The sequence below is a fragment of the Scytonema sp. PCC 10023 genome (assembly GCF_963920835.1).
Taxonomy (GTDB): domain Bacteria; phylum Cyanobacteriota; class Cyanobacteriia; order Cyanobacteriales; family Nostocaceae; genus Kalymmatonema.
In genome coordinates, this window is record NZ_CAWUDP010000025.1 from 52,874 (window position 1) to 65,141 (window position 12,268).

Below are 12,268 nucleotides of genomic sequence, written 5' to 3' on the forward strand. Positions count from 1 at the left end.
TTCACTATTTTACTAATTTCCAAAGCCCTAGCTTTTTGGGGTAAACATCCTCCTCTATCTTGTATTTCTGCTCTTTCTCAAGCTTAGATTCCAATATCGGCATAGGAGGATTGTGATAAGGATTGTTGTAGAAAAACACATCACTGAAAGTATTAGGAATTTGGGGCACATTTGACTCTTTCACCAACAGAAGCCGCACTTTTGGAGCAAGCCGATACGAAAGAGCTAATTCATCACCCAGAGGCCAAGTTCCCTGACAGGAAGTGATCACAAGTGGCTGGGGAGCTTGGTTGATGATCCCAACCACTTGGGGAGTATAAAGATTAAGCTCCTTATACCACCAAGTCTGTGTTTGAGAAATGATTGCACAGGATATGACACCAGCCGTCAGGAGCGTAACCATGACAAGCTGCCAAAGCTTCCGTCTTGCCATGGTGACAGACCTGGAGAAAATTTGAGTTGCTAGGAGGTAAGAAACAGCTAGCTGAATACCTAAATAAGCAGGGATGAGATACCGAGGAGTTTGCGATCGTATCCCACCCAAAATGAAATCTGGTATTGCTAAGGGTAGCGCTGTAAACCCAATCAATGTTAAGACAAACAACCAAACTTGCTTTGGAGACTTACGACAGAGAAAATAAATTGAATATCCGACAAAAATTAAGATAAAAGGACTTGAATATTTTATTAATAATTTTAACCAAGAGCCTTCAGCACCACGTATCAAATCGTAGTCAAAATCAACGAAAAAATAGCTAAGGTTAACAATCCACTCTTTAATCTGAAGTAACCGAGGTATTTTAACTTCAGCTGTCCAGCCTGTTGTTTTATTAATTTGAGTTGATTGACTCAGAATAACCACTACCCAAGGTGTGAAAGCTAGAATTGCTATTAAAGACGCAAGCAGATAAGCAATAACTCTCTTGGTTAATCGGAATCTTTCAGTTGCAATTACATAGACACCATGAGCAATGGTCACTAACCCAGAAAACAGAAATGTATACAGTCCTAATGCCACAGTGACTGCATACATTCCCCAACTGAGCTTTGTTTTTAATCGCATTGCCCGTAGTAGTGTTGCGCTTGATAGCAAAATTGTCAAAGTCCACAAACTATACTCCCGCGCTTCCTGTGCGTATAGCACATGGAATGGCGTCACAGCTAGCAGTACAACTGCAACCCACGCCACAAGCGACGAGTTAAATAATTCCAGACATAGCCAATAGATGCAGGGTAATGCCAGCAAGCTAAACAGGGCAGTCAAACTTCTCATTACCGCAACTGAATTACCAAACCATTGCACCCAAAATCGCGTCATCACGTAATAGAGCGGTGGATGCTGAGGGTCTTCTACTGCTAGAGATTTAAGAGTATCTGTTAAGGTTTTCTCTGGAGTGAGACGCTGATATTTCTGTAAATCTTCAACGCCAATTTCTTGACCATTGCAAACTTGCGCGATCGCTTCTCTTTCTGTGTAGCCAGAAATTCGTAATGAGGTAAAAGTCTCATCGAACCAGTAGACTTTTCGGTCAAGATTGGCGAAGCGAAAAAACACGCCCAGTACCAATATGACGATGACTAGAAACCGTAACCAAGTCGGAGGGAGCGCCCAGCTATGCGTTGATTTGCCGTTCATCTAAAACCTCCAGGAGACCCCCACTGTAGCGGTACTCCGTGAGCGTGGTGGGAGGAATGGAGGGGGAGTTGTGAAACGTCCCGTAGGTGTTTTTGTGCGTTAGCACAAACAGGCTAGGGGGCAGTTGAGCAATTCCTAATTTTTTAGGTTGCATACGAGTAACCGTCCTTCTTGTGAATGTGTTTGCAATATTTGTAAGAGATGCCTTGGACTAATCCGTTCTTAGTTGAGATATTGAAACTACCTGACGAACGAATGGCTACTTTACCAACATATTTCCCTACCTTTTTACCAGTTTTGACAATTGCTTTAACAATGTCTCCAGTTTGAAAACCAAAATGTATTTTATTTCTTGGTACGTGTCGGTTTGGAAATCCATATTTATCAGTTCGGCATGATTGCCTAGAACCGTGTCCTACTGCTTGAATGAGCAATGGTTTAACTCCTTTGACAATTAATTTTTCTGGTGTGGTACCAACACAAGCTGCATCTATCCAATGAGTTTTTTCTAAGTTTTGTTGATTGCGGTTGAATTTAGTTAAGCCACCTGAACTAGTTTCAACTGGCAATCCAGTCGCTTTTAAAACTTCAAACAATTTGAATCTAGTTGTATTGACTGCTGCTGCATCCACCAACGGTTTTTTAGCTTGTTTAAGAATTCTTTCTAACCTTGATGAGTCTTTTTTAAGAAAATCCTTAACATCTTTAGTCCCCTTTTTGATGTTGCATTTTTCACAACTTAGAGTCAGGTTCGTAATCGAATTAGTTCCTCCTTTAGCTCTTGGATGAATGTGTTCTATTTGAAGTGGAACGTCTTTAATTCCGCAATAAGCACATTGTCTATTCCACTTCTCAAGTAAATATTCACGTGTTTCGTAACCAGTAAGTGTGCCTTGCTGATATTCTTTCCCTTGGATATCTGGATTACGCATTAACTCCATATCAAAACGTACTAGTTCTTGGCTAATCGCTTCTAAGGAGTGCAAATCGGCGTAACTTTGTAACCCAAGTTTTGATATTATCAACACGACAATGCATACGCTTGGCGCTAACCATCCCTGCCGCCGTGTTCTATTTAAGAATCGTGGTTGACGATATCTAGTTTTACGATTTCTTGGGCTACGACGCAATGACCTTCTTGATTCCAAACATTCTCGAATTGCAAAGCCTCTATGCTTTAACTCAGAGGCAAATATAACTTCACCTGTAGAATCGTTTACTAATGCAATCCCAGTTGTTTTTGCGCCAGGGTCTATCTTGATTCTTAAAGGTTGAACAAGAGCATCTGGACGCGCTTCTTTCAATATCAAGGTAAAGGGAAATTGACGAAATATTGCGGCTTTACCATTTCTAAGAAGCTGTCTAGCTTGCGCTGGATAAATCGGATTGAGGGGTCGTTTGTCAGTGTCAATTATTAATACTTTGGACATAAGTCCCTCCTTTCGGGTAATGTGAACCTGGACAATGATTTAAAGGCTTTTTACATCAACGACACTAGCTTCAACCCAATATGCTTGTTTAATCGTTAACCTCAGAGCTACAGACTGGCATCACGTATCTGTAGGTAAGATGACCTTAAAATCGTAGTGATTTAACACTTAGTCCGGTAAACTCTGGTCTTTTAAAGCCCCCACTGTAGCGGTACTCCGTGAGCGTGGTGGGTAGTTTACATCCTTAAAGGAATGGCGATTTCAAAGACAAAAATCAGTATTATTAGCTATTCAATAGAGAGTTTAAGTGTAAACTCTTACTTTTATTCCAGATAGTGAAGTACTACGTCAAAAAAATAAGTAGAATTAACTATATAATTTAGAGGAAAACTTTACAAATTAAACTTATACCAATTAAAGTCATACCTAAGAGATACCTCTTTGGATAGAAGAAAAAACCGAGAATAACCAACTATTAATTTTGACTAAAACCATCAAAAGCAGGCTCGAACATATTTACTAAAAGCGCTGTTTCCCCCACAAAGTTCTCTCTACATGAATAGCATCGAACCTAATTCCCTCTTGTCAGTACCCACTGGTGCATTACGAATTCCAGAATTGCCGGCTGCAACCAGAAACGCAGATCGTGAACCCCTGTTGTCTTTGGTAATTCCGACTTACAAAGAGGCTGGAAATATCCAAAAAATCGTCTCTGTATTGAGTAACTTGCTAGATGAGTCAATACCAGGAAACTACGAGCTAATTGTCGTAGACGATGATAGTCCAGATGGGACTTGGAAGATAGCACAGTCTCTGATAAGAGAATATCCGCAACTGCGGGTGATGAGACGACAGAATGAGAGGGGACTATCCAGTGCAGTGATTCGCGGATGGCAAGCAGCCACAGGAAGTATTTTAGGGGTGATAGATGCCGATTTACAGCATCCACCTCATGTGCTGTTGCAACTATTGCAAGCGGTGGAGGAGGGAGCAGATTTAGCAGTTGCTAGTCGTCACGTGGACGGCGGTGGAGTCAGCAGCTGGAGTTTTATCAGGCGTTTTTTGTCACGAGGCGCTCAGCTATTAGGATTAATAATCTTACCAGAGGTTCTGGGAAGAGTGTCAGACCCGATGAGCGGTTATTTTATGATCCGTCGCCGATGTATAGTCGGTCAAACTCTCAATCCTGTGGGATACAAAATTCTGCTGGAAGCCATCGGGCGCGGAAACGTCGGCAAAATTGCTGAAGTCGGCTATGTGTTCAGTGAGCGCAAAGAGGGTGAAAGTAAAGTAACGTGGAAGCAATATGTCGAGTACATCCACCACCTCATCCGTTTGCGCCTGTCTACAGGGAAGGTGGGACAATTCTCTCAACGCATCGGTTTTCCGATTGATCGCTTCCTCCGCTTTGGCTTGGTGGGACTATCGGGGGTATTTGTAGATATGGCAGTGCTTTACTTGCTTAGTGACCCGACAACTTTGGGTTTGCCTTTGACGCGCAGCAAAATCATTGCAGGTGAAGTGGCAATTGTCAATAATTTCTTGTGGAATGATATGTGGACTTTTGCCGATGTCAGCAGCCACCAGCAGCAATGGCGTCAGCGCTTGAAGCGGTTTTTGAAATTCAATATCATCTGTCTTGCGGGATTGGTGTTGAATGTGTTGGTGTTGAACTTGGTGTTCAATTTCCTCATTCCCAATCCCTACATTGCTAACCTGATTGCGATCGCGGTGGCTACTGTTTGGAACTTCTGGGTGAATTTGAAGCTCAGTTGGCGCGTCACACAGGTGAAATAGGTTTTATGAAAAGTGAAGTCAAAAAAAGTGGATATACATTTCCTTGCACATCCACTTTTTCTCAGTTCATGATTTGCCTTTGGGACAGACTCATAAACCCTACTTAATTGTATGAAGATAACCGTACTTCTTAGAAACTGATAAAAGCTTAAGAAGAACACAGAACGCAGAACACAGTTGCATCCCCAGAAATATAGCGCTTCTTTGTGTTGAGTGCAATACATCAAGTTAGGAGAACCACAGATGGACACAGATGGACACAGATAAATAATTACTTCATCCAAACGAGAAGCCCTATAAAATATGTTCTATTTGGCAAGGAAAGAATTCTTTTTTTCTGCATGCCCTAAGTTAGGGGGCTTTATACCAATACTCTCCACCCACTTGTACAGAACTTATACCGCACAAGTGCATACGCGTTTTTTCTTCTGAGTTCTGACAACTGTTTTCTGAGTTCTTTTTTGGTAAAATATGAAAGTTTAACTGTTTAAAACTCATCTTCCCGAGGTGGGAAAAACACTACTTCAAATGTCGTGTTCTCTGGATTTTCACCGCATAGAGTATTAGGGCAAGATAGCAGGTGTCAGCAGTAGAAACGCTGCAAGAATTACTGAATAACACCTAGTAACTAGTAACTAATGCAGAGGTAAACAGTTTATGATGATTCGCTACTGGCAACCTTTCAGAGAATTAGAAAACCTTCGTCGTCAGATGGATCAAGTGTTTGATGAGCTAACGGCTCAAACTAATGATGCATCATCTGCTGCTTGGGCTCCTGCTGTTGAGTTAATTGATGCAGGTGATAACTTGATTTTAAAAGCACAGCTTCCTGGTGTTGCGGCAAAGGATGTCGATGTGCAAGTCACTCGTGATGCTATTTCTCTTTCCGGAGAACGTCAGCGCCAGCATAACGACTCCAACCACCTGCACTCTGAATTCCGTTATGGTCAGTTCCAGCGCATCATTAACTTACCAGTTGCAGTGCAAAATGACAAGGTACAAGCTGATTACCGTGATGGTATTCTGACTCTTACCCTGCCTAAGGTAGAAGAAGTCCGTAATCGTGTGGTCAAGATTAATCTAGGCGAACTATCTTCCTCTGGTTCTGGTCAAACCCTCCAAGCCAGTGTCAAATAACTTCTAATACAAAATCCGCTTAATCACTTATCGTCAGTTTCCTCACCTTTAAACTCTCTCCCAAGCTGGCAAAGAAAGGAGTTAGGGGTGAGGATTTTTGTGCTGGAACGCTATTTTAACTGGTCACCCTGGGACTGGGTACTGGGGACTGGCTCAAGAGTGGAAATGCTCCCGACTTGGTGATGGTCAATATTTCCCCAGACATAATTTTTGGTTTGATATACCACTACCCCAATCTCTAATCCCCAATCCCCAGTCCCCTTTACACACAAAAACCCGCCAAAGCGGGTTGATACACAACAAAACTATGAACTAGAACAATAAAATCTTCACTTAGCTGAAATACTTCATTTCTGCTTCCAGCAGCCGAATTAGGTTTTCATCGCCCTTGGCTCTAGCTACTTCTAAGCGATGTTCTAAGCTTCTTTTAATATTCGATTGATGCACTTCCCGTGCTTTTGTTATTGCTTGCACTCTGTTCTTGGTCATTTTGACAATTAGCCTCTTTAACTTCTCCATTCTATGTCTGCTTTTCATAACATAGCAAATTTTTCGTAGCTTATGTTACAGACAAATGAAATGTCATATATATTAATCAACCAGAAATATATTATAGCCAGATGCATCCTAACCCCATGATCACTATGCTCAGCGATTTTGGCGATCGCGATATTTATGTCGGTGTAATGAAGGGAGTGATTGCCCAAATCAACCCCCAAGTGAGGGTGGTAGACTTGACACACCAAATTCCGCCGCAAAACATCGCAGCAGCTAGGTTTTGCCTGATGAATGCTTACCCGTACTTTTCAGATGGGACTGTGCATTTAGCGGTAGTAGATCCGGGTGTGGGAGGAACGCGACGGGCGATCGCAGTACAATTTGCCAATGGCTATCTGGTAGGACCAGATAATGGCACATTCAGCGGATTATTAAGTCAAAGTCCAGCGATCGCAGTAGTAGAATTGACAAACCCTGATTATTGGAGAACCCCTCAACCGAGCAAGACTTTTCACGGTAGGGATATTTTTGCACCAGTCGCTGCACATCTTGCCAAGGGAGTCCCTTTTCAAGAACTGGGGAATCCAATTAACTCAGCAACTTTGGTACAAATGGATATATCTGGATGTATTTTAACAGAAACTGGTATAGCAGGTTCTATTCAATATATTGACCACTTCGGTAACTTAGTGACCAACATTCCAGGGAGTTACGTGCAAGGCAAAACCTGGTATGTTAAAGCAGCTGGGTTAACGATTACAGGAAGTGAAACTTATAGTGACGTGGAAGTTGGAGAGGCGATCGCACTCGTTGAAAGTCACGGTTGGGTAGAAATTGCCATCAATCGCGGTAACGCACACTCACAGTTGCAGATACACTTGGGAGATACGGTGGAACTTGCTTTTTAATAGTATAGAAATTGTGGATTGAAAAATTTTTTGCTTTTACCACCAAGTCATCCAAAATGTCAAATCTAAAATAATTATGACTCAGCAAACAGTATATGTACCAGAAGTTTATCAAGGTCAGTTTGGAGAATTTACGATCACTGAGGGCGATCGCACAGGCGTGATCATCTACCGTACTGGCTTAATGGTAGCTGCACTCAGTTTTGCCATAGGCAGCGCTTTGGTTGTGCTAAACAATAACCCAAATTTCCAACTCCTAACGCCTTTATATGCCTGTTTCAGTTTGGCGCTTGGTGTCAGTTTACTGACTATCCATATATATATGGCGTTTCTGCACCGACTGTTGCAAGTTTGTTGGGTTATTGGCAGCATAACCGCAGTTATCCTGGCATTATCTAGCAGTACACCTTTAGCTGTCACCATTTACACCCAACCACTAACCTTGCTGGGAGTAGGCTTTACCTTTGTCGCTTTAACAGGAATTTACTTCAAAGAAGCATTTTGCTTCAATCGTCTGGAAACCAAAGTACTGACACCAATAGTGCCGGTACTACTGCTAGGGCATATGCTTGGAGTCTTGCCAACACAGGGAGAACAGGTTTTATTAGGACTGTGGGCAATTTTATTTGTGGTGTTTGCCGTGCGTAAAGCAATACAAGCAATTCCTCCGGATATAGGGGATAAATCTGTGTTTCAATATTTGAAGGCACAGCGTTTAGCAAAGGTGTAATGCCTAGTCAAACTCGTTATAAAAAGCACAAGTTCCCCAAAATTCGCTTAATAAAGCGGCAAGAAATGTGGATGCTTACCCTTCAAGGATGGGTGAGTCTGTTCGCAACTGCCGCTATTTTATTATTTTTCATGATAACTCATATACACCCATTTCTGGCAGTCACTTCCCCCATCAAAGCGGATGCATTGGTTGTGGAAGGATGGCTAACAGACGAAGCACTAAAACAAGCGTTTGCTGAAATTTCCACTGGTTCCTATCGCCAAATTTTTACCACAGGAGTACCCGTGGAAAGAGGTTCCTATCTGATTGAATACAAGAATTTTGCAGAAATTGCCGCAGCAACTCTCAAAGAAATGGGTGTACCAAAAGAAAAGCTGGTCGTTGTTCCGGCACCTAAAGTTATTAAGGATCGTACTCATGCCTCTGCCGTGGCATTTCATCAATGGTTATCAAATTCAAATGACCAGCTAGAATCAGTAAATTTGTTTACAAATGATGCCCATGCCCGTAGAAGTTGGCTGATATACAAACAAGTCCTTGCTCCCAAAATCAAAGTGGGAGTGATTGCTGCTGAACCATCAGAATACGATCCCAAGAAATGGTGGGTTTCTAGCGAAGGCGTGCGAACAGTCATTTCTGAGGCGATCGCTTATATTTATGCGCTATTTGTGAAGTGGAAAGCTTGAATAATACAGAACAAGGCAGTATTGCAGTAGCCAGCAGATATAGGCAGTTCCTGTGGCTACTTGAGTTCACTCAAATATTCCTAGAAAATTAATTTAGGCAGGAATGACTTGAGCAATCAGTGAGCGTTTATCAAGCGACTGGACTTTACCTACTTGCGAGAGAGCAGTTACAATCCGCTCTAACAGTTCTCCAGCCTGTTCACGATATTGATGTTCTCGACCTCGTAAACGAATAACAAACTTTACTGAATCGCCTTTACTCAACCACTGAATTGCTTGCTCGATACGTAAATTGTAATCAGCCACACCCACGTTAGGACGGAGCCGAACTTCCTTTACCGTAGGTCTAGCGCTCTGTCCCTGACGCTTTTTCTTTTGATACTGAAGCTTACCATAGTTAAGAATCTTCGCAACTGGAGCGTCTTTGCCTTCCGAGACTAGAACTAGGTCAAGCTCTACGCTCTGTGCTAGCTGTAGAGCCTCCTGTGTATCCATCAAACCACGGTTGTTGTTCTCATGGTCAATCAAGAAAACTTGAGGTGACTTGATTTGGGAGTTAATGAGTTGCTTTTGGATGACGATAATGGTTTCCTCTCAATTGTTCAATACTTCGCGAGTGCAAGTAATGCCAATGTAACACAACACTAACTATGAATTATGATCTGTTGAACAAGGAGTCAGAAGTCACAAATCAGAAATCAGCAATTCCTGCAGGTGGAGATTCAAACCGCCACCTGATTGTAGACCTCCAAATCAGGGATTATGTACGGGGACTTAAACCCGCGCCCTCACCCGCCAGTCGCACGGAATCCATTCTGGCGAATGGCGAAGTAGCGCCTCTATTCTTTCTTGTTAAAACAATACTCTCCTAATTGGTTAGACAAACGTATATATCATTGTGTAGAGTTTTCATGAACTACGTGTAGCCGCCTACGGCTGAGCTACACGTTTCTGACGCTTCCTCCCTCGCAACTTGCTTGAAGCTTCCGCACTCCTGTTGAGGTTGACTCATCAGCGTCTGTAGAGGTACGTTCCATACCCCTTGCATAATTTAGCATTACCATTGCTGCTGCTACGTCTCTATCGCATTGATAGTCGCATTTTTCGCAATGGTGTAGCCTTTCTGCTAGTGTTTTCTTTTTTTGATGACCGCAATTAGGGCAGGTTTGAGATGGCTTAACTTTTACCGTCGGAATCTCGATGTAAAAACCTCCAGCCTCAGTAACTTTATATTTAATTAAGTCTTTGAGATTGCCAATCCCAACGTCAAGCAGCGAACGATTAAGCCCTGATTTTTGACGCTTTCTCTTACCCTTAGACTTACGAGTCATCCCTTTAAGATTTAACTTCTCAGTCGCTACCAAGCTATTACAGCCAACTATTTGTGTAGAGACTTTATGTTGCCAGTCTTGTCTTTGACGCGCAACTTTAGACTGTATTTTAGCTACAGCAATATTTGCTTTTCTCCAGCGTCGTGAAGGTTTAACACCTCTTTTGGGTGGTCTTTTTCTACGACTAGTTTTAGCTATTTTGCTGATTTTGCTTTGAGCAACTTTAATAAATCTGGGATTCTCAATCACATTGCCGTCAGAGTCAGCAATCGCATGGTGAGTACCAAAATCTAAACCAATTGCGCCAGTATTTGTTTGTGGACGAGTAGGAACACAGTCAACAGTGATTGAAGCATACCACTTCCCTTGCTTAAATATGATTGTGCAAGTTTTAGGCTTTCCCCAATCTCTAGCCTGACCACGCATTTTAAGGTTGCCTAGATTAGATATTTTTAGATAACCGTTTTTCCCATTGGTACAAGCTTTCCAGCCTGCTGAACAAGGGTAAGTCCATCCTTTATAATAACGACTTGATTTAAATTTTGGATACCCAGACTTGAGCTTAAAGAAACGCTTAAACGCAAAATCTACACGCTTAACAGTGTCTTGCAATGTATGGCTACCAAGCTCTTTGTACTCTGACCAAAATTCTTTAAATTCAGGCAAACAATTTTGCTGGTCAAAATAATCTACCGATTTACTGAATTTCTTGTAAGAGGTTTTGCGATGCTCGACACAAGCATTATATAAATCTTTGTGGAGTCGTCGCCAATAGTGCATTTTACTAGCTTGTACCCTTGATGGGTAAAGTCTAAAAGTAATTCGCTTGGTAGCCATAACATATCGACCTGTCTGCTATATTCAAATGGTAGCATCATGAAAGCAGTTTGACAACAATGAAACAGGTAACAACACGAATATCGGATAGAGAATTTGAACACTTGCAAAAATATTGCGAAATATCAGAAAGAACTCAATCAGAAGTACTTCGTAATTTAATACGAAAATTGTCAATCAAAGGGGCATTGAACCCCATTGATTGACCGCTATCCTTCCCCACCCCGCCTTACGGCGCTCGGGTGGGGACTGCCGCGTAATACGTTCAAATTGAGTGGCACGCTCTTGAGCCTAGTGTCTACATCAAATTCAAACTGTAAAGAGTATGTCTCTAAGCTGTGCCATGATCATACTTAGCTATCAATTGCTTAGATAACTTTATATAACGCTTTTTCCAACTTCCTCCCTAAAAGTTGTCTGCTATGTCATGATGGAAAGTGAGAATTAATTCGGTTAACAGCGTTTGTTTTTAATATTGACAGGCTTTTTGTTTTTGGTATTTACAAACTTTTCTCCGAAACCTAAATCTCTACACATTTATAATTTCGGAGACAATCTATGTCAGTTTATGTAGGCAATCTTTCTTACGAAGTTACAGAAGATAGTCTCAATACTGTGTTTGCAGAATATGGTTCTGTCAAGCGCGTTCAGCTACCTACGGATCGTGAAACAGGTCGTATGCGCGGTTTTGGTTTTGTAGAAATGGGTACAGATGCTGAAGAAACAGCTGCGATTGATGCGCTCAATGGTGCGGAGTGGATGGGACGTGATTTAAAAGTGACTAAGGCTAAGCCCAGGGAAGAAAGAGGTTCGTTTGGTGGTAATCGGGGAAACAACAGCTTCCGCAACCGCTACTAAGCTTAATAGATTTAGCTCTTTGAGCTAACCCATTAATCTAGGAAATTAATTTTATTTAGCAGTGGCTCAGGCAAGAATGCTTGAGCCTTTTTGATACAACATTTGGACTGCGGATAAAAACGTGACATTCTGCTATACAAAACTTGACCAAACTTATTTAAAGCTAGCCATTCAACTAAAGTTTCCTTTAGAGGGTCTGCTTCTTGCTTCTATCAAGAGAGTCGGCTCCTTCTTGTCCACAAGCGTAAATTCGGGTGTAGCCCACCCTATGTATCGAAACGAATAACCTTTTTGAGGCTTTTAGTCATTTGTCACCCGTTATTTTCAGCTAATTTAACAAACTGTGGACTTCCCGTTTGACCTTTTTACAGGCTTGCTAGTAATGACCGCGACTGTGGTTTACAAACCAGAAATTTT

The 12,268-nt window shown here is 41.9% G+C and carries 13 protein-coding genes; 7 read left to right on the forward strand and 6 right to left on the reverse strand.

The genetic code is table 11. The features are described from left to right. Positions 1 to 4: 4 nt before the first annotated feature. The 3 genes from ACM0OZ_RS16920 to iscB are packed head-to-tail and all read right to left on the reverse strand — an operon-like array spanning position 5 to position 3,066. A complete protein-coding gene (locus ACM0OZ_RS16920; RefSeq protein ID WP_414583979.1) occupies positions 5 to 1,636 on the reverse strand; it encodes a glycosyltransferase family 39 protein in 1,632 nt (543 codons plus the stop codon). Continuing rightward, entirely contained in the window at positions 1,614 to 1,790 is a 177-nt protein-coding gene (locus ACM0OZ_RS16925; RefSeq protein ID WP_414583980.1) for a hypothetical protein, read from the reverse strand. Before ACM0OZ_RS16925 ends, ACM0OZ_RS16920 begins: the two co-directional genes overlap by 23 nt. Continuing rightward, a complete protein-coding gene (gene iscB, locus ACM0OZ_RS16930; RefSeq protein ID WP_414583981.1) occupies positions 1,780 to 3,066 on the reverse strand; it encodes an RNA-guided endonuclease IscB in 1,287 nt (428 codons plus the stop codon). Before iscB ends, ACM0OZ_RS16925 begins: the two co-directional genes overlap by 11 nt. Positions 3,067 to 3,621: 555 nt before the next feature. Between iscB and ACM0OZ_RS16935 the strand changes: the two genes are divergently transcribed. Together ACM0OZ_RS16935 and ACM0OZ_RS16940 are read left to right on the forward strand one after the other, a co-directional pair. Next, positions 3,622 to 4,863: a glycosyltransferase gene (locus tag ACM0OZ_RS16935; protein ID WP_414583982.1), complete on the forward strand. Its 1,242-nt coding sequence runs from the start codon at positions 3,622 to 3,624 to the stop codon at positions 4,861 to 4,863. A gap of 657 nt (positions 4,864 to 5,520) precedes the next feature. Next, positions 5,521 to 6,000: an Hsp20/alpha crystallin family protein gene (locus tag ACM0OZ_RS16940; RefSeq protein ID WP_414583983.1), complete on the forward strand. Its 480-nt coding sequence runs from the start codon at positions 5,521 to 5,523 to the stop codon at positions 5,998 to 6,000. Between the two features lie 333 nt (positions 6,001 to 6,333). Here ACM0OZ_RS16940 and ACM0OZ_RS16945 read toward each other — a convergent pair whose 3' ends face one another. Then, positions 6,334 to 6,489 carry a hypothetical protein gene (locus ACM0OZ_RS16945; protein WP_198940826.1) on the reverse strand — a complete coding sequence of 52 codons (156 nt, stop codon included), beginning with the start codon at positions 6,487 to 6,489 and terminating at the stop codon, positions 6,334 to 6,336. A gap of 146 nt (positions 6,490 to 6,635) precedes the next feature. On the opposite strand from ACM0OZ_RS16945, the gene ACM0OZ_RS16950 reads away from it, so the two are divergent. The 3 genes from ACM0OZ_RS16950 (at position 6,636) to ACM0OZ_RS16960 (ending at position 8,825) form a co-directional block, all read left to right on the forward strand. Further along, on the forward strand, positions 6,636 to 7,406 hold the full coding sequence (locus ACM0OZ_RS16950) for an S-adenosyl-l-methionine hydroxide adenosyltransferase family protein (RefSeq protein WP_414584028.1): 771 nt from the start codon (positions 6,636 to 6,638) through the stop codon (positions 7,404 to 7,406). Between the two features lie 76 nt (positions 7,407 to 7,482). After that, entirely contained in the window at positions 7,483 to 8,136 is a 654-nt protein-coding gene (locus ACM0OZ_RS16955) for a DUF2301 domain-containing membrane protein (protein WP_414583984.1), read from the forward strand. Next, a complete protein-coding gene (locus ACM0OZ_RS16960) occupies positions 8,136 to 8,825 on the forward strand; it encodes an ElyC/SanA/YdcF family protein (RefSeq protein WP_414583985.1) in 690 nt (229 codons plus the stop codon). The genes ACM0OZ_RS16955 and ACM0OZ_RS16960 overlap by 1 nt, the downstream gene beginning before the upstream one ends. A gap of 93 nt (positions 8,826 to 8,918) precedes the next feature. Here the strand turns inward: ACM0OZ_RS16960 and infC are convergent, their stop codons facing one another. After that, positions 8,919 to 9,410, reverse strand: coding sequence for a translation initiation factor IF-3 (infC, locus tag ACM0OZ_RS16965; RefSeq protein WP_414584029.1), 492 nt, complete (start codon positions 9,408 to 9,410; stop codon positions 8,919 to 8,921). A 65-nt stretch (positions 9,411 to 9,475) separates the two neighbouring features. Here infC and ACM0OZ_RS16970 point away from each other — a divergent pair, with 65 nt between their 5' ends. Next, a complete protein-coding gene (locus ACM0OZ_RS16970; RefSeq protein WP_414583986.1) occupies positions 9,476 to 9,697 on the forward strand; it encodes a hypothetical protein in 222 nt (73 codons plus the stop codon). Positions 9,698 to 9,766: 69 nt separating this feature from the next. On the opposite strand, the gene ACM0OZ_RS16975 is transcribed toward ACM0OZ_RS16970, so the two are convergent. Further along, a complete protein-coding gene (locus tag ACM0OZ_RS16975) occupies positions 9,767 to 10,993 on the reverse strand; it encodes an RNA-guided endonuclease InsQ/TnpB family protein (protein ID WP_414583988.1) in 1,227 nt (408 codons plus the stop codon). Positions 10,994 to 11,551: 558 nt separating this feature from the next. Here ACM0OZ_RS16975 and ACM0OZ_RS16980 point away from each other — a divergent pair. After that, positions 11,552 to 11,851 carry an RNA recognition motif domain-containing protein gene (locus ACM0OZ_RS16980; RefSeq protein WP_073627803.1) on the forward strand — a complete coding sequence of 100 codons (300 nt, stop codon included), beginning with the start codon at positions 11,552 to 11,554 and terminating at the stop codon, positions 11,849 to 11,851. Positions 11,852 to 12,268 lie beyond the last annotated feature (417 nt).

Coding starts and splice junctions, on each gene's coding strand:
- ACM0OZ_RS16955 (WP_414583984.1), top strand. CDS start 7,483: ATGACTCAGCAAACAGTATATGTACCAGAAGTTTATCAAGGTCAGTTT.
- ACM0OZ_RS16950 (WP_414584028.1), top strand. CDS start 6,636: ATGATCACTATGCTCAGCGATTTTGGCGATCGCGATATTTATGTCGGT.
- iscB (WP_414583981.1), bottom strand. CDS start 3,066: ATGTCCAAAGTATTAATAATTGACACTGACAAACGACCCCTCAATCCG.
- ACM0OZ_RS16975 (WP_414583988.1), bottom strand. CDS start 10,993: ATGGCTACCAAGCGAATTACTTTTAGACTTTACCCATCAAGGGTACAA.
- ACM0OZ_RS16980 (WP_073627803.1), top strand. CDS start 11,552: ATGTCAGTTTATGTAGGCAATCTTTCTTACGAAGTTACAGAAGATAGT.
- ACM0OZ_RS16970 (WP_414583986.1), top strand. CDS start 9,476: ATGAATTATGATCTGTTGAACAAGGAGTCAGAAGTCACAAATCAGAAA.
- ACM0OZ_RS16960 (WP_414583985.1), top strand. CDS start 8,136: ATGCCTAGTCAAACTCGTTATAAAAAGCACAAGTTCCCCAAAATTCGC.
- ACM0OZ_RS16920 (WP_414583979.1), bottom strand. CDS start 1,636: ATGAACGGCAAATCAACGCATAGCTGGGCGCTCCCTCCGACTTGGTTA.
- ACM0OZ_RS16935 (WP_414583982.1), top strand. CDS start 3,622: ATGAATAGCATCGAACCTAATTCCCTCTTGTCAGTACCCACTGGTGCA.
- ACM0OZ_RS16945 (WP_198940826.1), bottom strand. CDS start 6,489: ATGACCAAGAACAGAGTGCAAGCAATAACAAAAGCACGGGAAGTGCAT.
- ACM0OZ_RS16940 (WP_414583983.1), top strand. CDS start 5,521: ATGATGATTCGCTACTGGCAACCTTTCAGAGAATTAGAAAACCTTCGT.
- ACM0OZ_RS16925 (WP_414583980.1), bottom strand. CDS start 1,790: ATGCAACCTAAAAAATTAGGAATTGCTCAACTGCCCCCTAGCCTGTTT.